A 21,012-nucleotide genomic window follows, 5' to 3' on the forward strand; every position below is an offset into this window, starting at 1 on the left:
GTCAAATTTCCATTTGAATGTTTCATTTATATATGAATATCATATTTACAACAATTATGGAGAACAGAAATGACACGCATTAATCTAGATTTAAGTGGAGAACGCTGGCAGATGGAAAGAATGCGCCCAGGTCAGGGCGTCAAAGAAGGTCTGCACCTATTGCCTGCTGAATACCAAGGCACACACTTTAGTTGGAACTTTGCTAAAGTTCCTGGCGATGTTTATAGCGACCTGTACCGCGCAAATGAAATTGACGACCCTTACTTTGGTCGTAACATGCATCGTGCGAAATGGGCAGCCGAGTACGAATGGTGGTATAGCCGCCGTTTTGCATTGCCAACGGAGATGAAAGGCAAGAAGATCCGCCTTGTTTTTGAAGGTGTGGATTATAGTTGTGAAGTTTGGCTAAACGGTCACTATCTGGGTCGCCATGAGGGCATGTTCTCTGAGTTTGAGTTCGACATCACCAAAGCGGCAAGCTTTGCCAACTGGCGTGATGGTTCAAACATGCTGATGGTAAAACTCGATCCACCGCCGAAGAACTACCGAAATTGTGGCGGTAAAAAAGTTAACTTCTCAGGTGATTACTTCTCTGGTCTAGTCCCTTTCGGTATTTGGCGCCCAGTTCGTGTCGAGGCAACTGAAAAAGTCCGTGTCAAAAATATTCGTACGGATGTGAAAGTGGCAAGCGAGACAAAAGCGACTGTCAAAGCGCAGTTTGCTGTATTCAACCACATGGAGACCGAACAACAGATAGACGTTGTTTCTCACCTTCGTGGTAAAAACTGTGAAACTCAAGATTACTTTGCAGAAACAACGCTAATCGTTCAACCTGGTGAGCACACCGTTGAAGCGGTGATTGAGGTTGATCAAGCAAAACTGTGGTGGCCATGGGATATGGGCGACCAAAACCTGTACTTGCTTGATGCCATTATCAAGCAAGGAGATACTGAGCTGGATCGTGCGCAAGAAACCATTGGCTTGCGTGAAGTTCAGATGGACTTTAACCCTGGTTACACCCGTGATGAAGCAGAATTCCCATGGACGTTCTTCATTAATGGCAAACGCCATTTCCTACGGTCTGCTTGTTGGGGCGGTCAGCCGTCATTCTTATACGGCCAAAACAGCCTTAAAAAGTATGAAAAACGTGTTCAGATGGTTCGAGAAGCCAATATCAATAACCTGCGTATTTTCGGTTGGCACCCGCCTGAAATCCCAGATTTCTACCGTCTATGTGATGAGTTAGGTATCACTGTTTGGACTAACTTTACCCTTGCTACTCAAGCTTACCCAGAAGACGAAGAGTTCATCGAAGGTGTTCTGCATGAATGTGCGGAGACGGTGAAACAGCGCTGCAACCACCCTTCAAATATCTTCTGGATGGGCGGTGAGGAGGTATTCTTCTCTGGTGCGCACGAAGAGAGTGGAAACAAGCGCCTAATGGAGGTGATTGGGGAATCCGTCGCGGATCTCACTGATGTACCTTACGGACTTGCTTCACCACTAAGCTCTGAATCGGCACAAAATATGGGCTTTAAAGCACATGAGTCCATTCACGCAAATGAGCACTACTACCAAGGTGGTGCGGAGTTTATGGAAGAATATTACCCAGCTTTAGACTGCTGTATTATTCCGGAACTAACCGCGGCCTCTGCGCCATCAATTGCTAGCTTGAAGAAGTTTATCCCAGAAGATGAACTGTGGCCTATGGGGCCAAGTTGGGCTTATCACTGGGCAGACATCGATATTCTAAAGAACCTTAACTTTGAAGTTTTCAATGATTACAAAATGGGTTCGTTGGAAGAGTTTGTCGAAGCAACTCAAATCGCTCAAGGCACTGTTATTCAGTTTGCTTTAGAAACCTATCGACGTCGTAAACCGAAGATGAGCGGTGTCGCGCTGTGTCATTTCATTACACACGTACCAGATATTAAATGGGGTGTGGTGGATTTCTATGGTGAGAAGAAAATCAGTTTTGACTACCTAAAACGCACTTACCAACCTCTACTACCAAGCTTAGAGTTTTCAAAACGTCGCTGGGATGCAGGCAAAACATTCAACGGTAATCTATGGATCGTCAATGATCACCAATACACGTTCGAAGGCACAACCCTAAATTGGAGCATTCTATATCAAGGCAACGAGGTGGCTAGCGGTTCATTAACTCAGGATGTAGGCCTGGATTGCGCTGTGAACTTAAGTGAAATTGCATGGCCTATTCCAGCTGATGCAGAGGGTGAGTTTGAAGTGAAGCTCTCACTGAAGGACAGCTCAGGTGATGAACTAGCAAACAACCACTACGTGCTGTTGGTTGGCAATCAAGAAAAAGCGAAAGAGCAAAGCCTTGCTTACCTAGCCGAAGCACAAGAGCGTCTAGAGCGACACGGTCACTGCGTGTACCGTTACTGGCCTGAAATGTGGGACGCTGAGTAAGTTAAGTTGATACATTAATTGAAGAGGCGTTCAGCCTCTTCTTTTTTGAGAGGATATTTCAATGTCAAAGTTCATAGATATGATTAAGCTGACTGATAAGAGTGCTTTAGAGTCTTCCATGTTACCTCAATTTACGCCTTTAGATTTTCGTGGCTGGAAAGGTATTTCGATGCAAAACTCATCGCTATTTATGTTTTTATTTGATGTCGAACCAGATGCAGATAAATTCCCTTTACATGCTGATGAGTCGGAGTGGATGGCTTACGTTATTGAAGGAGAGGGAAAGCTGGTAGCGGGTAATATAACGTGTAACGAGGAGACCGAAGCAATCTCTTTTCAGCAAGGTGACTTTATTTCATTCGCACCCAATACACCTCATGCTTGGCAACCAGGTCCAAAGAAAACTAAAATTTTATTTTGCAAGAATATTTAAAATCAACATTCCAAAACAAGCTTGCCATACAACCAATATATTAAGGCAAGCTTTTTCCACTAATAGATTAACAACCTAACTGAGTTGTTATTTTCGACGCAGTCTCTTTAAGCTTGTTAATAATTTCTTCTTGATCGGCTTCTTCATTGAGTACTGTAGGCATTGTAGAAATAGACAATGACGCGATAACAAGCCCTTCTGGGTGACCTATCAGTGTAGAATAATCCTGCACACCTGCAACAAATGGGCTCGGTGCAACCAGATGGCCCTGCTCTCTGATCAAAGCCAAATCGGCAAGCAGTGCTTCTTTTCGTACCTGAGACATTTTACTGTATGAATCGTCACGATCTAAAATCATATCTCTTACTTCTACATTACTGTTGGCCAATAGTATTTTCCCTGGACAAGTCGACATAGTAGAAATAAGAGTGCCTTCTGCAATCATTAGTGATACTGGCTCATGACTTGAGGCATGCACTATTACCATGGTTTGGCTTTGGTAAAGCATCGTCAAATAACAAGAACAGCCTGAATCAAAAGCTAAATCCTCCATATAAGGTAAGGCACATTGTCTCACTTTATCTATAGGATTAATACGGCGGGACAGGTTATATAGCTTTAGAGAAACTCGGTATTTACCCGACAGATCCTCTCGGATAAGGTAACCTCTCATTTCTAACCCAACAAGGACACGATATATTTCATTCGGAGATCGATCCAGTGCAGTAGCAATTTCCGCTTGTGAACGAGGTAATTCTTGTGAAGCTAGATACTCAATAATATCTAGACCTTTATCTAAAGCAGGGACTGCGTATTTATTTGATGCTGTTTTTTCTGCCATTTTTTACTTGACACCTCGATTAACAAAAACCCGAAAACTAGCTCCTGTTTATGCCAATCCGAATAAACCATTTAATTATTATAAACTTAACATAGAAGGCGCTCATATCCAAATACTACTCAAGGCCATGTTGCTGTAGAAACGTTGGTGCAGTTTGAATTAATGTCATAAGGTTTGATCCTCGGAGTAAAAAACAACCTTACTTCATCATCCAATAACTTTTATTCCTGACCCTTAGAAAAATACAGAGGATAGTGGCGACGGACAAAACCCTGTTGTTGCATCATATCTTTAAAGCTAGGGCCAGTCAGTAACTTGATCACCAATTCATTGCCTTCGATACGCAGTACCTCCCCTTCGACTTCTATGCTTGTTCCCCCTTTCATTCGAACTCGACCAGACACAGTCATGCCACGGAAGTAGACCTCAGGATGACGCATTTCGACGCGAATACCTCCTTCAGAAAGCTCATTCACATGAAAATACTGATCATCAAACCGAATCACCGGTCTTGCTCGTTTGGGGTAGCGAAGACGAAAATGGCGACGCTTCTGATCAAAATCTCGAAGCGCTGTTACAGATGGCAAAACTAAATCTCCTCAAATTAATAAAACTGGAGTCAAAAATCGTTTAGAATGCGTCATCTTCAAGAATATAAAACGATAAATCAATGATTTCGGACATGTTTAACCGCAACACACTTGCGCTGGGTATGGTCATCACCTTAAGCGCTTGCTCGCACAATCAAGCGACACAGCTCGGCATGCGTGGCTCAACGTTGAATGTTTACGCACAAAACATGACCAACATTCAGCTGTGTGAAACCCTTTATTACGGCCGCAGCACCACCCAAACCAAAGTCGCGATCGGCGCAGAGTTTAATCGCCGAAACTTGAACAAATCTTGGTGTGATGATCAGTACAAGATGTGGTACCTCGAAAGAGCGGCGAAGTCTCTATTGGCGACTTCTGAAGAGAAATCAGATGCAGAAGTCGCTGTGCAGCCATTGCCGATGTAGTAAAGGCTTAATACTGTCGGATCACGTCTGAAGGTGGCACTCGGTGTCTCTCACTGTATATGCCATCTTCGGCTCGAACCCCACACGAGATGATCATCGTGATCTCTTCATCATCGGCTAGGCTAAGTGCTGATTTTACTCTCTTTGAATCAAAACCTTCCATTGGGCATGTGTCATAACCCATATCTTGCATTGCTAACATGAAAGTCATTGATGCTAGCGAGGTGCTCTTGTGTAAGCATACACGTAGGTCTGCTTTACTCACCTCACGAACCATCGGTTTATTGCGCCCTACCCACCAGCTGTAACATCGACGAACCAAGCCGCGAACGCCCAACCCATCGTTGTTGTACAGCGTTGGAATTAACTTTTCGTAATATTTTCGTGCTCGTTTAGCGATCGAGTCATTGCGTCCTTCAAAAGCTGTTCTTACTTGGTGAGCATTCAACTCTGCTCTTTGTTTCCAATACGCAGGTGTCGTGGTCACAACAACTAACTCATTGGCTGTTTTCGCTGCATTTTGCCCCATGCAATACTCTGCTATTCGGCTGCGAATATCACTGCTAATCACTCGGTGAAACTTCCAAAGCTGCATGTTACTGCTGTTTGGGCTCAATAGCGCAAGCTCAAGGGCTTTTTGTACATCATCGTGGTTAAATTCCGCATTCACATCATATTTGCGAACTGAACGTCGAGCCTGAACGAGCTCTGTGAAGTTTTTAGTGTCTTGCATTTGAAACATTCATCAATTAAAGCGTTGGCGCGATTATACTCACCTTGTTGATGAAATGCTCAGTTTTGTCGCCTCAAACCACTAATGTAAAAGGCTTAGTCACAAATAATTCATAATAAATAATTCATCGAACATTCATCAATTTATCGCCTTATGTTCATTTTGAAAGGAAAATAGAGCAAAATCGTATAAAAACGCGTTTGACGGTTAAATATTCGCCATCTAGATTTTTATTCTCTAGTCCACAAAAACACAGGGGAATGTTATGAGACGCGCGAGTACATCTTATCGTTTGCAGTTGATCAAAGAGGCGGCTTTAAAAACTCAAGGAGTGCATACGCACGACCCTATGGCGGACTATATTCATCACCTGATGGAAGAACAACCCGATAAAGACAACAGCTTTGAAGCCAATGGACGCTTCAGCGGAGCGCACTTTGATGAAAGTGCTGGCGGTTGGGTCAGTGATATGTGGAATATGAAATAAGCGATAATTACCACTTTAGTAGCAATTTGACATGAAGCCCTCAGTTTTGAGGGCTTTGTTATATCAAAACCCCGATCCAAGATTGAAATAAAAGGCGTTTTCGTCATCACTAAAAGCGAAATCCATTCCTAAATGCAGGCCATATCGCCTCGCTATTTGGTAACGGAAGCCAATGCCATAAGCCCACTCGTTTTGCGAATAGAGATCAGAGGCTTTCTCGGCAACGCTACCCACACCTCCAAAAGCCAAAGTTGACCAGCGAGGGTCAACATGCCAAATCAATTGAGCCTGCAAAACTGAAGTAATATCGTCTTGGTAAGCGTAAGCGGCAATCCCCCTCATATCGATATATGGTCTAGCAAGTGGGGGTAATATCTGGCTCTCATCTCGCTGGGCGAGTGAGTCGAGACTAGCACTCCCTACTAAAGTGAACTTAGAGGAAAGCGGCTGAAACTTAGTGACGCTGAACGCTAATGTATCGTAATCGTAGTCACTACCAAACCCATCTCGGTACCACATGTATTCTGTTTCTATCACGATACCATCGGTTGGGAAAAAGAAACTATTGGTTGTATCGTATTCTAAGCTAATGCCAAGCCCAGAAGTCGTAGAACTATCACCAAATACATCACTCAGTATTCTGTCGATTCGACTAGACCCAGTATTAACAGTAATTTCTGAACGAAAGAATGTCTGAGAAAAACCCAAGAATAGATCGGTGTTATCTAATCTAAACTGTAGATGCTGAATTCCACCAAACCCCTCTGTATCGGTCTCAATTTTGTCTGGAAGTAAAACACCATTAAACCGCGTCCCTATATCAACCAACGCGTTCCCATACCCAATACCACCCATATATCGAATAGAGTCTTGGTTCCAAGTACGGCGGTGTCCAAGGGCCGCGAACCATGTACCATTCTCTGTTGCCGCACCACCAAAAACCGTCACTGCAGGAGGTATAAGCTGAGCTCCCCCATCTACAGAGCTTAGGGCTTTGCTTTTTCTCTGCTCTTTTTCTTCTTCACTTTCATGTAAGAATACGCCGAACATACCGCCACCGAAACCGACAGCTGGTTCTGTGATGACGATAGGAACAGGCAAGAAACCATAGGCGTTTTCGGCCAAATACTCCCCCATATCGAACATTCCATCGATGGGGTCTGTAAAACTGAAAGCGAAACTTGGTGTTGAGATTAAACTAAATGACGATAGTACAAGACTGAGCGTCTTTTTCATGCTGGAGGATCCTTCTCCTGGTCAATCAAAAAGCGAATCCTGTGCTCCGTTGGGATCTTCTTCTTGAGGCTTATTTATCTGGTTTTTAGCCATTTTGCGACGATATCGCTGACGACACAAATGAATAATGTGTTTCTGTTCTCTGGGCGTGAAGTTAAGCCAGTTGAAGCGTTCCTCACGTTTACGCATACACCCTTTGCAGTATCCTCGCTCATCGGTAGTACATACACCGATACAGGGGCTGGGGATATTAAAAAACTCGAGTTGTTCCATCACTAAAGTCCTTCCTGACTGCAAAGCCGCATTACATTGCAACATTTGACCTATACTATATGCAATCATGACAGTGCGCTAACAAAAACACTGTTTTATTGCATACAATTCAATGCATTGCTTAGTGGCTGTCTCGCCACGTATTTTTGGAGTTTATTCTATGAAGCTTAGTTCAAAATCACTGCTTGCAGCTATCACACTACCTGTTCTGCTGACTGCTTGCCAGAGTAATGGAGAAAGTATGGAATTGACCGCTACGGATTTCCAACACCACAACTGGGAGTTGGTACAAATTGATGGCCAAGATATCAACCTTGATAGTAAGGAAGTTGCGCCTCGCTTGGAAATTGGCGAGAACATGACGGCGAATGGTAATGCTGGTTGTAATAACTTCTTTGGCCAAGCTGAGCTGAAGAACAACCAGCTGCGCATCGATAAAATGGGCATGACGATGAAAATGTGTCCAGATGCCGCGATGGAAGTCGAGCAAGCGATGTCAAAAACGCTGATGGAATGGAGTGATGTGACGTTAACGAAAGACCAAATGATTCTGACTAACGGCATTCATACATTAACGTTTAATCTTCGTGACTGGGTAAACTAACTCTCCTTGATAATCACACCCCCACAGAAACGAAAAAGCTCGCAAACACTGCGAGCTTTTTTATTGAAAGTGACTTAAGCGTTGCGTTCAAACAGCATCACTTTAAGGCTTGCTTCGGTATCGATATCTGCAAACTCTGGTGGGTTCTCTAAACGCTCGACAAACCGAATGTCAGGCGCTTCTTCCTGCATTGAATCAACGATGAACTCACTGCCTACCGCCGGTGAATTCACACACGCCATCACCTTACCGTTAGGGGTTAATAGGTCTGGCAACCGACGTAGAATCTTTTTGTAGTCTTTGGTCAAAGCAAAGCTGCCCTTCTGAAATGAAGGTGGATCGATAATCACCATATCGTAAGGGCCGTTTTTCTTAATTTTTCCCCAAGATTTAAAGATATCATGCGCCATGAACTTCACTTGCTGGATATTATGGCCATTGAGTTTGTGGTTTTCTCGGCCTTTACTCAAAGAAGAGCCTGCCATATCCAGATTCACTACTTGGTCTGCCCCACCTGCAATAGCGGCAACAGAGAAGCCGCAGGTATACGCAAACAAGTTGAGTACGTTAGCATGCTTGACATTGTTCTGTACCCACTCACGACCCAGGCGCATATCGAAAAACAGGCCTGCATTTTGGTTTGAGCCAAGGTGTAATTGATACTTTAGGCCGTTTTCAACCACGACAGGGCGAGACTCAAGCTCGCCGAAAATAACTTCTGCAGGCGCGCCCGATTCATAGCGGTGTTGTAGCAAGATACAGCGCCCTTGTCGCTCATTCCAAATTGCGCTTTGGGTAAAGGTGATGAGTGTTTCGCGCAGTGCCGTTAAAAAGTCTTCATCGACTTCTTTAAATAGGCTAACCACAAGCTGACCTTGTAGCCAATCACAGGTGATCTGCTCCAACCCTTCCCAGCTGCGTCCGCGACCATGAAACAGTCTACGCACCTCATCTGGAGCGACTTGTAACGCTTGCTCTACCGTCGAAATAAAAGTGGTAAGTTGTTGTAACTGCATGTTGTCTTTAACCTGTAATTGATTTTGGTAGTGATGGCCACGTTAGCGCCCACGGTTCGCTCCACTGACTGATCGCCTGAATAACTTCTGGGGCTTGCCAAAGCTCACCTAAGCTATCGCTACTTGGGTTAACGACAAAGCGATGATTCTCACCTCGAAACTCAAACCCTAAACAGTAAGCGTGTAAATAACCCCTATCTGATTGACTCGAGGGATTATAGATAGGGTCGCCCACTATCGCCGAGCCGACTGATTTTATCGCGACGCGAATCTGATGAGTTTTGCCTGTATATGGCTTACACAAGAACAAACGCTGCCCGGGCAAAGCCGCCTGTGTGAAAAACTGAGTCACCGCAGGGTTTTCTGTGGTTGGATTAAGCTTCCACGCAGAGCGTCTAGAGCGTGTCATATCTCCAGAGACCAAGCCCTGCTTCTTCTTGGGCTTTTTATCCGCGATGGCTAAGTAGTACTTCTCTACTTTTCGTTCGGCAAACTGAGCGGATAGCTCCGAGGCTACTTGGCTTGTCTTAGCAAGCAGAAGAATACCCGATGTCATCTTGTCGAGGCGGTGAACAAGAAAAAGCGCGTCACAACCTAGTTGGTGAGCAACCTCTGCCACCAGCATGGTGTCGCCATCATCTTTGTGTACTGAAACATTTGGGTGCTTGTTGATCACCACAAACTCGGGAGAATCGAAAACTATATCAAACATAAGGCCTCACTCATTGCCGCGCAGAGTATACCGAGTCCCCTTCAATACTTGAACCTCGTTTTGCTTGTTTGGGCACTGTTCATCCACGCCATACCAAAATAAGAATTTGTGTTATGTCTCAAGGTATGTTGTTGACCTTGCTTGGGGTTCGGTTTATTTAAGTATATGATGATCTTTGTATTTCATGCTCGCAGGCCAAAATGGACGCTTTTTATCACTATTTCACCCTCACTCTTATCGGAATCTATTGGTTTTTAGTTGCCGGTGTGACTCTCCGAGTGGTTTTAAAAAGGCGTTCCGTCAGTGTTTCGCTCGCTTGGCTGATGATTATTTATATCATCCCGGTTGTTGGGGTGATCTCTTACTTTATGTTCGGTGAACTTAACCTCGGAAGAAAGCGGGCTGACCGTGCTCGCGAAATGTTTACTCCCTTTGGTGAGTGGTTTAGCTTGCTCAACGAGTGTCAGGCGCACACTCCAGAGCGCATGGACGTTCACATCTCTCCAATCGATGAACTATGTAACCGCCGTATTGGTATTCCGACCCTTTGTGGCAACAGCCTAGACCTGCGCACCAATCCAGAAGAGATCCTCGAGTCCATCATTGAAGACATTAATCACGCTCAAAGCTCAATCAAGATGGTGTTCTATATTTGGCACCCCGGTGGCGTAGCTGATGCAGTGGCAAGTGCGCTCATTCAAGCGCGTAAGCGTGGTGTTGAAGTTAAGCTGCTCTTAGACTCTGCGGGCAGTCCTCGCTTCTTTCGAAGTTCGTGGTATACCATGATGCTCGATGCTGGTATTGAGGTTCGCCAAGCACTTTCTGTTAAGCCCTGGCGTATGTTTTTACGTAGGTTAGATCTTAGGCAGCATCGAAAAATCATTGTCATTGATGATGACGTGGCTTACACCGGCTCAATGAACTTGGTTGACCCAAAATATTTCAAGCAAGATTCTGGGGTTGGGCAATGGATAGACATCATGATTCGCGTCACCGGCCCTACGGTCAATGTATTGTCCGCGATTCACAGCTGGGACTGGGAAGTGGAAACCGGTAAGCGCGAATTACCGCGTATTCCAGAATGCCCTTTGATTGAGGCAGAACGTCCGTTGCCGATTCAAGTGGTACCGTCAGGCCCAGGTATGCCTGATCACCTCATTTCTCAGGTTTTAACGGTCGCAATTCATCAGTCTAAACACACAGTGAGAATTACCACTCCTTACTTTGTGCCGAGTGCCGATCTCACTGAGACATTAAAAACAACGGCTCAGCGAGGCATTAATGTTGAGCTTATCATTCCGCACAAAAATGACTCCTTGATGGTGCAATGGGCATCACGTGCTTTTTACACAGAACTGCTTGAAGCAGGCGTCAAAATCTATGAGTTTGATGGTGGCTTACTGCATACCAAATCGGTTGTGATTGATGACCTCTTCTGTCTTGTTGGCACAGTAAACATGGATATGCGCAGCCTATGGCTCAACTTTGAGGTTTCTCTTGCCGTAGAAGACCAAGAGTTTACGCATCAAATGGACCATCTACAGAAACAGTACATCAAGCAATCTTACCCCATTGACCTTGTGGAATGGCAAGAGAGACCCATTCGGAACCGGGTACTTGAACGTTTTTACTACCTCTTCAATCCACTTCTTTAAAAGGTCGTGCCAGCAAAGACTTGCAAAGATTCCTTTTTGTTGAGAAGGTCAAAGGTATAAGAGAAATCGACTCAATAAAGGAATATTCATGTCTGAAGGTAAAAAGACAACACTAATCACAGCCGGGCGAGATAAAAAATGGACGCACGGCGTGGTTAACCCACCAGTACAACGCGCTTCCACCATCGTTTTTGATACTGTTGCGGAGAAACAACAAGCAACCATCAATCGTGCGAATAAGACCCTGTTTTACGGACGCCGTGGCACCGAAACCCACTTTGCGTTCCAAGATGCGATGGTCAAAGTTGAAGGCGGCGCGGGTTGTGCACTCTACCCTTGTGGAACAGCGGCAATCTCTAACGCCATTCTCTCTTTTGTTGAGACGGGCGACCATGTATTGATGGTCGATACCTGCTACGAACCAACGCGCGATTTCTGTAATACCATCCTCAAGAAAATGGGCATCGAGACCACCTACTACCCGCCAGAAATCGGGGCCGGTATTCGTGATTACATCAAGCCAAACACCAAGATTCTATTTACAGAGTCACCAGGCTCTATCACGATGGAAGTACAAGATGTACCAACGCTTGCACGCCTTGCACATGAGCAAGACATCATTGTCATGCTAGATAATACTTGGGCTGCTGGTGTGAACTTCTCTCCATTTGAGCATGGCGTGGATATTTCGATCCAAGCTGCAACCAAATACATTGTTGGTCACTCAGATGTGATGCTAGGCACTGCCGTTGCTTCTGAAAAATACTGGGACCAACTGCGCGAGCAAAGCTATTTAATGGGACAGTGTGTTTCTCCTGATGATGCCTATCTTGGCCTACGTGGCTTGCGCACGATGGATGTTCGTCTCAAACAACATGCTGAAAACAGTCTTAAAGTGGCACAGTGGTTAGCACAGCGCCCAGAGGTCGATCATGTTCGCCACCCTGCGCTTGAATCCTGTCCCGGTCATGAGTTCTTTGAACGCGACTTTACAGGTGGCAATGGCCTGTTCTCATTCGTGCTAAAAACAACCAATCCGAAAGCGACAACGGCGCTTCTCGATGGCATGGATCACTTCAGCATGGGGTACTCGTGGGGCGGCTTTGAAAGTTTGATTCTTGCTAACGAGCCAAAGAGTTTCAACAGCTTACGCACGGTAGCGAATCCTAATTTTGAAGGTACCTTAATTCGTCTGCACATTGGCTTGGAAGATATCGAAGATTTAATTGCGGACCTTGAACGTGGACTTGCTCGCTACAATGCGGTCATTCTGGAAAACGCTGTAACGGCATAATTTCATTTTTACTTTGTAGATTAAAAAGAGCGGCTGTAGTAGCCGCTCTTGTTCAATCACTTCTCGATACTAGTTGATTACCACAGGGTACTCTTTAAACATCTCGCTAACTTGTTTTACGATGAACTCTTGACGGTCAGACGGCTTCATTGTTTCGCGTAGCTGTCGCTGCGAAATAGAACGCCACACAACCTCGTTGGTTTCACTGTCTACAAGATCAACGGCAATTTTTCCGTACTTAATCTCCGTCACTCGTGTTGGTGTACTTGCCCCAATACCGTAACCCACGCCACTGCGTCGACTGCCAGAACCAACGCCGAAACTAAACGTTGGGCCATCGGCCCGGAGTTCACTCGCCTCCAAGATATCAAAACGAACCACTAGGTCACTGTCTTGCTCTGATTGTGAAAGTCCCTTCATTGCCAACTCGCTGTCGACCGCTTGCTGAATACGGCTACCATCCAGACTGAGTGGCGCGTCCCCTCTATCTTCAAACTGATATGTTTTATAGCCAGAGAAATTGGCGTTTGAGTCATAGTCAGTCGCCACGCTAGAAGCGCATCCTGAGACAACGGCAATGACTGACGCCAAGACTAAAGATTTTTTGAGCGAATTTAGCATTACACAACCTCGATTTGCTAAGTGCTTGAGATGAGTCTAGTCGCTTTTCTTGTATCGGTTTTGCAACTCAAGTAACGGCAAAGCGACGTATTTGATTTACTTATGATTATGTACGAACAATACAGAATAATGTTTAGTGAATGTCAGGATGTTCATCGCTGGCGGCAAATACAGTCAACATCATGGTCATTAACGATCCCAGTCGCTTGTAGAAATGCGTACATCGTTGTGCTGCCGACAAATTTAAATCCACGCTTTTTCAGATCTTTTGATAGCTTATCCGACAACGGCGTTGTCGCCGGTGGAAAATCATCTTTCGTTCTCACGTCAATGATTTTGTTGTTGGTAAAACCCCAAACATAATCGCTAAAGCTACCAAACTCTTGTTGAATCTCCAAAAAGCGCTGAGCGTTGTTGATGGCTGATTCTATTTTAGCTCGGTGGCGAATGATGCCACTGTCTTGCAAAAGCGCATCCACTTTCTCACTATCAAAAGTAGACACTATTTTCGGGTCAAAGTTCGCAAATGCACTACGGTAACCTTCCCGCCTCTTCAGAATCGTGTACCAACTCAACCCAGCTTGGGCAGATTCAAGCACCAGAAACTCAAAAAACACCTTGTCTTCGTAAACCGGTACGCCCCACTCTTTATCGTGGTACTCAACATAGTCAGTTTTACTCTCATCCAGCCATTGGCAACGTTTCATTTCCTTTACCTCAATAGAAAACACGCCTCAAACGAGGCGTGTTAATGTCAATAATCACTTAGGTTAGGCGGGTACTTTGACCTTGTGTAAGATGCGATACAGTACCGGCACGACAATCAAGGTGAGTACAGTTGCAAAGCCCAAACCAAACATGATAGTTACCGCCATCGGTTTAAAGAAGATGTCCGGCAAAAGCGGAATCATACCCAATATAGTGGTGATGGCTGCCATACAAACCGGGCGAACACGGCTAAGGGCAGCGTCTACCACAGCGTTATAGGCCTCTTTGCCAGATTCTATCTCGATATTGATTTGATCAAGCAAAACAATACCGTTTTTCAAGATCATACCGGAAAGACTTAAGAAGCCAAGTAATGCCATAAAGCCAAATGGCGTATCGAGCACCAACAGACCCGTGGTCACACCAATAAGAGCAAGTGGCACGGTACACCAGACAATAATCGGTTCTTTCACTGTATTGAACAAGAATACTGTGATGAGGAACATAAATAGATAACCCAGCGGCATCGTCGTGAACAGAGACTCTTGCGCATCCGCTGACGACTCGTACTCACCACCCCACTCTAATGAGTAACCTGGAGGCAATTCGATTTGTTCAATCAGCGGTTGTAAACGCCCTTGTAGAGTCGCTGCCGTTTCTTCCCCTAATAAATCTGGGTCTGCCATTACTGTTAGCATACGCTTGCGGTTTTTACGTACGATAATTGGGTCTTCCCAATAGATATCGTAGCCCAGAGCGACTTGCTGTAATGGGATATAATCCGATTGAGCCGGACTCCATATTCTCATTCCTTCGATACTACGTATATCAACACGTTCATCTTCCGGTAGACGAGCGACAATCGGCATCAAGGTTGTGCCATCACGATACACACCAACAGATTTGCCTGAGAAGGACATGCTTAATACATCATCGACATCTGACTTAGTGATACCATAGCGACGCGCTTGGCTTTCATTAAACTGAGGTTCAATGACTTTGGTACGCTCACGCCAGTCATGACGGATATTAGTCGCCCCTGGGTCCGCGTGCATGATGTCAGCAACTTGAGCCCCGATTCGTCTGAGTTCATCGGGATCAGAGCCAATAATTCGTGCTTCAATTTTTGCACCGCCACCAGGGCCTAACTCAATCTTTTTCAGCTTGTAGTTAATCTCAGGGTAATTCTTCGCTACATGCTCTCTAAAGCGAACCATCAGCGGGTCTAAATTAACAAAATCGTCAACACGAGTCGTGATTTCACCGTAGGCAGCATAACTCTTTTCCGGTGCGTAGGTCAGCATGAAACGCTGCAAACCCTTGCCTGCGGTGGTGGTAATATGCTCAACGTGATCCTGACTGGAAATCCACCCCTCTAACTCTTTCAACTTATCGTTAGTCGCACGAATGTCTGTTCCTTCAGGTAACCAAATGTCTACTTGGAACATCGGTGTGGTCGATGATGGGAAGAAAGACTGTTTAACAAATGTAAAGCCGTAGATACTTGCTCCGAGCCCGACGACCAGTACGATAACGGTTAACCATGCTCGCTTCATACAAAACTCTAGGAAGTTTTTGTACACAACAAAGATGATGCCGTTGTACGGGTCGTGATCTTCGCTGGCTTCCGGTGTTTTCTGACCTTTAAAGAAGATATCAGCAAAGAACGGAGTCAATGAAATCGCGGTGAACCAACTCAGCATCAGCGAGATCAGAAGAACTGTAAACAAGGTGCCACAGTACTCACCAGTCGCATCCTCCGACAGCCCAATCGGTGCAAAAGCCGTTACTGCGATGACAGTAGCGCCAAGAAGTGGCCACTTGGTTTGCATAACGATATCGGTGGCTGCCTGCATCCTCGTTCGGCCCTTCTGAGTGCCTATGAGGATCCCTTCCACCACCACAATCGCATTATCCACCAGCATCCCGAGTGCAATAACCAGGGCACCAAGTGAAATACGTTGCAGCTCGATACTGAAGTACTGCATAAATATGAATGTACCCAATACTGTCAGTAACAGAATGAGACCAATCAAGAGACCTGAACGCAGCCCCATAAAGAACAACAGCACCACGATAACGATCGCCACCGCTTGCCCTAAACTGACAACAAATCCACTGACCGACTTATCTACTTCGGTTGGTTGGCTATACACACGGGCAATCTCAATACCCACTGGTTGTTGGTATTTTAGCTCTGCCAGTTTTCGATCAAAGGCTTTTCCAATTTCTACAACGTTGACGCCTTCCGCAAATGAAACACCGACATTGAGCGCCGTTTGACCATTGAAGTTAATAATGTTCGAGGGAACTTCAACGAAGCCCCGCTTAACCTCTGCAACATCACGCAAATAGATTAGCCCGTCAGATGACGCGCCATCGGTAAGTATCAAGTCTCCGAGTTGGTCAACATCCTGGAACTCTCCTGTTGGATGGATGCGAATATACTCATTACCAATGCGCACAGCACCCGCATCAGAGACGACATTTTGGGTAGAAAGGAGGTTGAATACCGTAGTGGGTGATAACCCTAAGCTACTCATCTTCTTCATTGATATTTCAATGAAGACCTGTTGTTGTTGGTCACCTGATACTGAAACTTTACTCACACCATCGACAAGTTCGAGCTCGCGCCGCAAATAGTCGATGTAATCTATCAGCTCTTTATATGAGTACCCTTCTCCTGTCACGGCAAGCAAGATACCAAACACATCGCCGAAGTCATCAATGACCTGAGGATCATTCACCCCGGGTGGAAGTGTCGCTTTGAGATCATTCACCTTGCGGCGCAGCTCATCCCATATTTGCGGCAAGTCATCCGGTCCATAGTTGTTCTTCATGGTGACAGTGATCTGAGACAATCCACGGCTGGAAATGGAGTTAATCTCATCAACATACGAAAGCTGCTGAATGGCTTTCTCTATTGGATAAGTGACCTCTTCTTCAACTTCCTGTGGCGTTGCACCTGGATAGGAGGTCACTACCATGGCGTCTTTGATTGTGAACGCGGGGTCCTCTAGACGACCAAGCCCAAAAAATGCCGCTGTACCACCAATTAAGAAAATGAGTGATATCATCCAACTAATAACACGGTTACGGATAAAATACGCCGCGATACCAGTAACATCATTATCGCTGTGTGTTGCTTGTTGTGGCATGCTTTCACTACTCATTACCCGCCTCCTGCGCTACTGAACCTTCAATTAGACTGACTGAAATGCCATCTCGCAAGCGCGATAAACCGGCGCTGACAATGAGCTCGCCATTTTCTAGGCCATCAACAATCTGTAAGTGGTTTTGTGAAGCATTGCCCACGACAACTTTCCTTTTTGTCACAGTGTTGTCTTGGTTATATACCCAGACAAATTTGTTCGCTCTATCTAATGAATCACCATCTTCATTAAACACGGTCTCAATAGGCACTTTGACACCTGCATTTAGATGTAAACCCGCACCTTTGGCATTCGAAGTCACTTCTACCGCCATACCATCGAGAATAAGGTCATCCTCTGGCATTGGAAGTGACAGCGTCACGGAAAATGTCCCCGTAGCAGGATCAGGTTGGGTGGTAAACTCTTTGATTTTTGCCAAATACTCATTACCACTCGGCACTTTGACTTGAGCCTTAATTTGATTAAACACCTCATTTGAAGGCTGTTTTTGATAGAGCTGATCCGGCAGTTGAATCACAACCTCAACATCATCCACACTGTGAACATTGACGATGTTTTGCCCTACTTGAATGTTCTCAAACCGGTCGACTACCACACGAGAGACAATACCTGCCATTGGTGAGCGCAGCGTGGTAAACGAAAGGCGTAATTTGGCAAGTTCTAGCTCTGCTTTGGCTATTTGTCTTTCCGCAGAGATCTCATCGTACTGCGACTGAGCCAGCAAGCCTTTAGCAACAAGCGGTTTCGAACGTCGAACTTGGCTGTCAATAACAGAAAAACGCGCCTCAGCATTATCAACATCTATCTGATAATCGGTCGGATCGAGCATAGCGATCACATCGCCCTCTTGGACCATGTCCCCCTCTTTGACCACCAGTTTGCTGATTTCCCCCGTCACTCGAAAACTCAAATGTGAACGTTCAGCAGCATTGGCAATCGCAGGAAAGTATAGGCTGTCTATTTCCGTATTTTCTCCAACCGGAACGACTCGAATGCTTGGAATAAACTCTTTAGGTTCTACCGTTGGGCGCTCACATCCCGCAAGGGCTGCACTAAGGATAATAGGCAAGATGAGTTGGTTATTTTTCATATTATAAACCTCGCTCCTTCACCCATGGGCGAACCTTAATTCCATCTTCTAAACCAGCCACGCCTGAAACCACGATTTGGTCCCCATCGTTAAGCCCAGACACGACCTGTCTGCGTTCGTTCAGCTCCACAGGAATACGCTTAACAATACCCTCATCATTCACACGCCAAACATAGCTCTTGCCATCAATATCTTGGATAGAGGTTAAAGGAATGCGACTGGCGGTGGACTTCGGAGCCATCGCTGTCACGCTCCCTGCCATACCGGGTAGCACACCGATATCGTCTGGCCGCTCCATGATCATCGTCACCTTGTAGGAAGCCGTCGTCGGGTCAGCTTCTGTATCTATCTCTTGAAACGTTAGGGGGAAAATTCGGCCTGGAAATGCATCAAACTCCATCGTTGACTGCACGTCAACGCTCTGTGAGTATCGACTGAGTAAGTGATCAGGAAGCTGGAAAATGATTTTCAATAGCTGATTAGTTTGAATGTTCATGACACCTTGCTGCGCCGCAACATACTCATGGTTATCGGCAGGAATGATTGAAATGGTTCCATCATAGGGTGCAACAAGGCGTGTATATCGCTCATTCGCTTTTGCTTGATTTAAGCTCGCTCTGGCCACATTGAGGTTTGCCTTGGCTTCATCGTAATCTTGCTCTGACACCACGCGATCTCTACGCAAACTTTCAGCTCGTTTGAACTGCACGTTAGCCAAATTGAAATTCGCTTGGGCTTGTTGAACCAACAAGGTGTACTCATCAGGGTTTAGCTGGGCCAGTACATCACCCTTATCGACGGTTTGGCCAGAAAGAACATCTATGCTCATCAACAAACCAGGCACGCGAAACGCGAGCACAGCGCGATCGCCCGCTTCTGACACCGCTGGGAACTTTCGTTCAAAACTGCTGTTGCCGACCGAGACAGTGGTCATTTTGACCGGCCGAGATTCGGGCTCAGGTATGGGAGGTAGCTCTTTACCACAACCTGCTAATACCGCGGAAAGAGCAAGAAAATTGAGTGACTTCTTAAACATGCATGATCCATCTTTATTTGTATCCTTATGCAAACAAAGATAGAAGAGCCAATCGTTAATCGCTAGTTAAAGTACTGTTATTTTTCATAAATTATCGAAAAAGTAGAGATAATAAAAAAACCCAGATTGAAAACGATTAAAACGCAATCAATCTGGGTTCAATAGATGTTAGTGACTCTATTTAATTACAGCTTAGAAAACTCTCTATCAAACTTGAAACGATCAGACGTCACGTAACTTTCCATACTCTGAATACGTGATTCCGCAGTGTCTAAATCTTTGGCGATGGTTGCCAACCAATCAGAGGGCGCTCGCCCCTGCTGCCACACTTTACTCTTGAGTGTGTGATCTCGTTTATCTTCCCATTGGGTTTGATAGCCTTTAGGCTGTTTTTCTATCATCAATGTCATAGCAACATAGGCAACGACAACTAGAAACGCGCCCCCTAATAATGCAAATGTGATAGCAATAATACGCACTAGCCAAACTTCGACACTGAAGTAGTTCGCTAGACCGGCACACACGCCGGTCAACTTGCCATTAATCGGGTCGCGATACAGTTCTTTACGCATCATATCTGCGCCTCCAATCCGGTGTTTCACTATCAAGTACACTTTCTAGATGGGAAACACGTTGTTTTAACTTGTCTGCTCGTTGAGAAAGTTGTTCTAACTTCTCTAAGTCTTGGCTCGATAACCCCGTTGCCGTGTGCTTTTTACTGCGGTAGTGAAGAAAGAGCCACAATGGCGCCACAAAGATAAAAAAAACAATCAGTGGCACTGATAATAGAAATGAACTCATATTATTTTGACTCCTTCTCGCTCAGTTGTTGTTTTAGCTTTTGCAGTTCGTTTTCGATCTCATCTTCAACCTGAAGTTCCATAAACTCTTGCTCAAGATTGCGCGATGACTGGCTGTCTAAGTGTATATCTGCTTCTGCTTCCAGTTCATCAATTCGACGCGAAAACTGCTCAAACTTCGCCATAGTTTCACGCGTTTTACGAGAGTTAAGCTGCTGATTCACGTCTTTGCGATTCACCGCCGTTTTCGCGCGAATCATCAATGCTTGCTGCTTAGCTCGTGTTTCGGTGATCTTGCTTTCTAGCTTATCGATCTCAGTTTTTAGCTTATCGATGTTTTCATTGACCAACAACTGCTCATCAAGCAAGGTTTTGTGAATGTCGGTAACCTTCTGCTTCTCCATCAAGGCAGCACGCGCAAGATCTTCTCTTTGCTTGGTGAGTGCTAGCGTCGCTTTACTCTGCCAGTCACCCACTTGATCTTCCACATACTCTATGCGGCGGCTCAACTCTTTTTTATCCGCGATGGCTTTGACTAAGTTGCTGCGAACTTCCACCAAAGTATCTTCCATCTCTTGAATAATCAGGCGAATCATTTTCTCTGGATCTTCCGCTTTATCCAGCAGTGCACTGACGTTCGAGTTAATGATGTCGGCAAAACGTGAAAAAATACCCATATCTGTTCCCCTTATAAAAACCATGTTTATTGCTTTCATTTTCTACTTAGCGAGAAACATGCCAACAAGAATACTGGCGATAAATCAGTTATTTATTCGATTAGGCATCTGTATCCACCTTTTTAAATGAGCGGATTTAACCTATAGTAGGTAAATATAACCATTGAAGGGT

22 protein-coding genes are annotated in these 21,012 nt (G+C 45.2%); 7 read left to right on the forward strand and 15 right to left on the reverse strand.

The window, feature by feature from the left end:
- Positions 1–69: 69 nt before the first annotated feature.
- Both GT360_RS08580 and GT360_RS08585 read left to right on the forward strand, forming a co-directional pair.
- Positions 70–2,433, forward strand: coding sequence for a glycoside hydrolase family 2 protein (locus GT360_RS08580; protein WP_164648463.1), 2,364 nt, complete (start codon positions 70–72; stop codon positions 2,431–2,433).
- 61 nt (positions 2,434–2,494) lie between these two features.
- The gene (locus tag GT360_RS08585; RefSeq protein WP_164648464.1) at positions 2,495–2,866 is read left to right on the forward strand and encodes a cupin domain-containing protein; all 372 of its coding nucleotides are present in this window, start codon (positions 2,495–2,497) and stop codon (positions 2,864–2,866) included.
- Between the two features lie 67 nt (positions 2,867–2,933).
- Here GT360_RS08585 and GT360_RS08590 read toward each other — a convergent pair whose 3' ends face one another.
- Both GT360_RS08590 and GT360_RS08595 read right to left on the reverse strand, forming a co-directional pair.
- A complete protein-coding gene (locus tag GT360_RS08590) occupies positions 2,934–3,707 on the reverse strand; it encodes an IclR family transcriptional regulator (RefSeq protein WP_164648465.1) in 774 nt (257 codons plus the stop codon).
- A gap of 221 nt (positions 3,708–3,928) precedes the next feature.
- A complete protein-coding gene (locus GT360_RS08595; RefSeq protein ID WP_164648466.1) occupies positions 3,929–4,294 on the reverse strand; it encodes a PilZ domain-containing protein in 366 nt (121 codons plus the stop codon).
- A gap of 83 nt (positions 4,295–4,377) precedes the next feature.
- On the opposite strand from GT360_RS08595, the gene GT360_RS08600 reads away from it, so the two are divergent.
- The gene (locus GT360_RS08600) at positions 4,378–4,725 is read left to right on the forward strand and encodes a hypothetical protein (protein ID WP_239502540.1); all 348 of its coding nucleotides are present in this window, start codon (positions 4,378–4,380) and stop codon (positions 4,723–4,725) included.
- A 7-nt stretch (positions 4,726–4,732) separates the two neighbouring features.
- Here GT360_RS08600 and GT360_RS08605 read toward each other — a convergent pair whose 3' ends face one another.
- Complete coding sequence (locus tag GT360_RS08605) at positions 4,733–5,458, reverse strand: nitroreductase family protein (RefSeq protein ID WP_164648467.1); 726 nt, start codon at positions 5,456–5,458, stop codon at positions 4,733–4,735.
- 265 nt (positions 5,459–5,723) lie between these two features.
- Between GT360_RS08605 and GT360_RS08610 the strand changes: the two genes are divergently transcribed.
- Positions 5,724–5,945, forward strand: coding sequence for a hypothetical protein (locus tag GT360_RS08610; protein WP_164648468.1), 222 nt, complete (start codon positions 5,724–5,726; stop codon positions 5,943–5,945).
- Positions 5,946–6,008: 63 nt separating this feature from the next.
- Here GT360_RS08610 and GT360_RS08615 read toward each other — a convergent pair whose 3' ends face one another.
- Together GT360_RS08615 and GT360_RS08620 are read right to left on the reverse strand one after the other, a co-directional pair.
- A complete protein-coding gene (locus GT360_RS08615) occupies positions 6,009–7,181 on the reverse strand; it encodes a BamA/TamA family outer membrane protein (RefSeq protein ID WP_164648469.1) in 1,173 nt (390 codons plus the stop codon).
- Positions 7,182–7,202: 21 nt separating this feature from the next.
- The gene (locus GT360_RS08620; protein WP_164648470.1) at positions 7,203–7,454 is read right to left on the reverse strand and encodes a DUF1289 domain-containing protein; all 252 of its coding nucleotides are present in this window, start codon (positions 7,452–7,454) and stop codon (positions 7,203–7,205) included.
- A 160-nt stretch (positions 7,455–7,614) separates the two neighbouring features.
- Here GT360_RS08620 and GT360_RS08625 point away from each other — a divergent pair, with 160 nt between their 5' ends.
- On the forward strand, positions 7,615–8,058 hold the full coding sequence (locus GT360_RS08625; protein WP_164648471.1) for an META domain-containing protein: 444 nt from the start codon (positions 7,615–7,617) through the stop codon (positions 8,056–8,058).
- 74 nt (positions 8,059–8,132) lie between these two features.
- On the opposite strand, the gene GT360_RS08630 is transcribed toward GT360_RS08625, so the two are convergent.
- Together GT360_RS08630 and GT360_RS08635 are read right to left on the reverse strand one after the other, a co-directional pair.
- A complete protein-coding gene (locus GT360_RS08630) occupies positions 8,133–9,074 on the reverse strand; it encodes a class I SAM-dependent methyltransferase (protein WP_164648472.1) in 942 nt (313 codons plus the stop codon).
- 7 nt (positions 9,075–9,081) lie between these two features.
- Positions 9,082–9,786 carry a TIGR01621 family pseudouridine synthase gene (locus GT360_RS08635; protein WP_164648473.1) on the reverse strand — a complete coding sequence of 235 codons (705 nt, stop codon included), beginning with the start codon at positions 9,784–9,786 and terminating at the stop codon, positions 9,082–9,084.
- 200 nt (positions 9,787–9,986) lie between these two features.
- Here GT360_RS08635 and cls point away from each other — a divergent pair, with 200 nt between their 5' ends.
- Positions 9,987–11,441 carry a cardiolipin synthase gene (gene cls, locus GT360_RS08640; protein ID WP_164648474.1) on the forward strand — a complete coding sequence of 485 codons (1,455 nt, stop codon included), beginning with the start codon at positions 9,987–9,989 and terminating at the stop codon, positions 11,439–11,441.
- A gap of 88 nt (positions 11,442–11,529) precedes the next feature.
- Complete coding sequence (locus GT360_RS08645) at positions 11,530–12,735, forward strand: cystathionine beta-lyase (protein WP_164648475.1); 1,206 nt, start codon at positions 11,530–11,532, stop codon at positions 12,733–12,735.
- 69 nt (positions 12,736–12,804) lie between these two features.
- Here GT360_RS08645 and GT360_RS08650 read toward each other — a convergent pair whose 3' ends face one another.
- The 8 genes from GT360_RS08650 to pspA all read right to left on the reverse strand — a co-directional run bounded on the left by GT360_RS08650 (position 12,805) and on the right by pspA (position 20,840).
- Entirely contained in the window at positions 12,805–13,356 is a 552-nt protein-coding gene (locus GT360_RS08650) for a DUF4136 domain-containing protein (RefSeq protein WP_164648476.1), read from the reverse strand.
- A 152-nt stretch (positions 13,357–13,508) separates the two neighbouring features.
- Positions 13,509–14,063, reverse strand: coding sequence for a DNA-3-methyladenine glycosylase I (locus GT360_RS08655; protein ID WP_164648477.1), 555 nt, complete (start codon positions 14,061–14,063; stop codon positions 13,509–13,511).
- A gap of 63 nt (positions 14,064–14,126) precedes the next feature.
- A complete protein-coding gene (locus GT360_RS08660) occupies positions 14,127–17,222 on the reverse strand; it encodes an efflux RND transporter permease subunit (protein WP_420825445.1) in 3,096 nt (1,031 codons plus the stop codon).
- Positions 17,223–17,229: 7 nt separating this feature from the next.
- On the reverse strand, positions 17,230–18,327 hold the full coding sequence (locus GT360_RS08665) for an efflux RND transporter periplasmic adaptor subunit (RefSeq protein WP_164648479.1): 1,098 nt from the start codon (positions 18,325–18,327) through the stop codon (positions 17,230–17,232).
- 1 nt (position 18,328) lies between these two features.
- A complete protein-coding gene (locus GT360_RS08670; RefSeq protein ID WP_164648480.1) occupies positions 18,329–19,363 on the reverse strand; it encodes an efflux RND transporter periplasmic adaptor subunit in 1,035 nt (344 codons plus the stop codon).
- Between the two features lie 185 nt (positions 19,364–19,548).
- Positions 19,549–19,938 carry an envelope stress response membrane protein PspC gene (gene pspC, locus GT360_RS08675; RefSeq protein ID WP_164648481.1) on the reverse strand — a complete coding sequence of 130 codons (390 nt, stop codon included), beginning with the start codon at positions 19,936–19,938 and terminating at the stop codon, positions 19,549–19,551.
- Positions 19,928–20,164 (reverse strand): envelope stress response membrane protein PspB, encoded by a 237-nt coding sequence (gene pspB / locus GT360_RS08680; protein ID WP_164648482.1) that lies wholly within the window; start codon positions 20,162–20,164, stop codon positions 19,928–19,930. Before pspB ends, pspC begins: the two co-directional genes overlap by 11 nt.
- A 1-nt stretch (position 20,165) precedes the next feature.
- Positions 20,166–20,840 (reverse strand): phage shock protein PspA, encoded by a 675-nt coding sequence (pspA, locus tag GT360_RS08685; RefSeq protein WP_164648483.1) that lies wholly within the window; start codon positions 20,838–20,840, stop codon positions 20,166–20,168.
- Positions 20,841–21,012 lie beyond the last annotated feature (172 nt).

The sequence above is a fragment of the Vibrio astriarenae genome, assembly GCF_010587385.1.
GTDB lineage: Bacteria > Pseudomonadota > Gammaproteobacteria > Enterobacterales > Vibrionaceae > Vibrio > Vibrio astriarenae.

What these genes read in the sequence shown, in the direction of transcription:
- GT360_RS08580 (WP_164648463.1), top strand. Translation starts at nt 70, where the DNA reads ATGACACGCATTAATCTAGATTTAAGTGGAGAACGCTGGCAGATGGAA.
- GT360_RS08585 (WP_164648464.1), top strand. Translation starts at nt 2,495, where the DNA reads ATGTCAAAGTTCATAGATATGATTAAGCTGACTGATAAGAGTGCTTTA.
- GT360_RS08590 (WP_164648465.1), bottom strand. Translation starts at nt 3,707, where the DNA reads ATGGCAGAAAAAACAGCATCAAATAAATACGCAGTCCCTGCTTTAGAT.
- GT360_RS08600 (WP_239502540.1), top strand. Translation starts at nt 4,378, where the DNA reads ATGATTTCGGACATGTTTAACCGCAACACACTTGCGCTGGGTATGGTC.
- GT360_RS08605 (WP_164648467.1), bottom strand. Translation starts at nt 5,458, where the DNA reads ATGCAAGACACTAAAAACTTCACAGAGCTCGTTCAGGCTCGACGTTCA.
- GT360_RS08610 (WP_164648468.1), top strand. Translation starts at nt 5,724, where the DNA reads ATGAGACGCGCGAGTACATCTTATCGTTTGCAGTTGATCAAAGAGGCG.
- GT360_RS08615 (WP_164648469.1), bottom strand. Translation starts at nt 7,181, where the DNA reads ATGAAAAAGACGCTCAGTCTTGTACTATCGTCATTTAGTTTAATCTCA.
- GT360_RS08620 (WP_164648470.1), bottom strand. Translation starts at nt 7,454, where the DNA reads ATGGAACAACTCGAGTTTTTTAATATCCCCAGCCCCTGTATCGGTGTA.
- GT360_RS08625 (WP_164648471.1), top strand. Translation starts at nt 7,615, where the DNA reads ATGAAGCTTAGTTCAAAATCACTGCTTGCAGCTATCACACTACCTGTT.
- GT360_RS08630 (WP_164648472.1), bottom strand. Translation starts at nt 9,074, where the DNA reads ATGCAGTTACAACAACTTACCACTTTTATTTCGACGGTAGAGCAAGCG.
- GT360_RS08635 (WP_164648473.1), bottom strand. Translation starts at nt 9,786, where the DNA reads ATGTTTGATATAGTTTTCGATTCTCCCGAGTTTGTGGTGATCAACAAG.
- cls (WP_164648474.1), top strand. Translation starts at nt 9,987, where the DNA reads ATGGACGCTTTTTATCACTATTTCACCCTCACTCTTATCGGAATCTAT.
- GT360_RS08645 (WP_164648475.1), top strand. Translation starts at nt 11,530, where the DNA reads ATGTCTGAAGGTAAAAAGACAACACTAATCACAGCCGGGCGAGATAAA.
- GT360_RS08650 (WP_164648476.1), bottom strand. Translation starts at nt 13,356, where the DNA reads ATGCTAAATTCGCTCAAAAAATCTTTAGTCTTGGCGTCAGTCATTGCC.
- GT360_RS08655 (WP_164648477.1), bottom strand. Translation starts at nt 14,063, where the DNA reads ATGAAACGTTGCCAATGGCTGGATGAGAGTAAAACTGACTATGTTGAG.
- GT360_RS08660 (WP_420825445.1), bottom strand. Translation starts at nt 17,222, where the DNA reads ATGCCACAACAAGCAACACACAGCGATAATGATGTTACTGGTATCGCG.
- GT360_RS08665 (WP_164648479.1), bottom strand. Translation starts at nt 18,327, where the DNA reads ATGAAAAATAACCAACTCATCTTGCCTATTATCCTTAGTGCAGCCCTT.
- GT360_RS08670 (WP_164648480.1), bottom strand. Translation starts at nt 19,363, where the DNA reads ATGTTTAAGAAGTCACTCAATTTTCTTGCTCTTTCCGCGGTATTAGCA.
- pspC (WP_164648481.1), bottom strand. Translation starts at nt 19,938, where the DNA reads ATGATGCGTAAAGAACTGTATCGCGACCCGATTAATGGCAAGTTGACC.
- pspB (WP_164648482.1), bottom strand. Translation starts at nt 20,164, where the DNA reads ATGAGTTCATTTCTATTATCAGTGCCACTGATTGTTTTTTTTATCTTT.
- pspA (WP_164648483.1), bottom strand. Translation starts at nt 20,840, where the DNA reads ATGGGTATTTTTTCACGTTTTGCCGACATCATTAACTCGAACGTCAGT.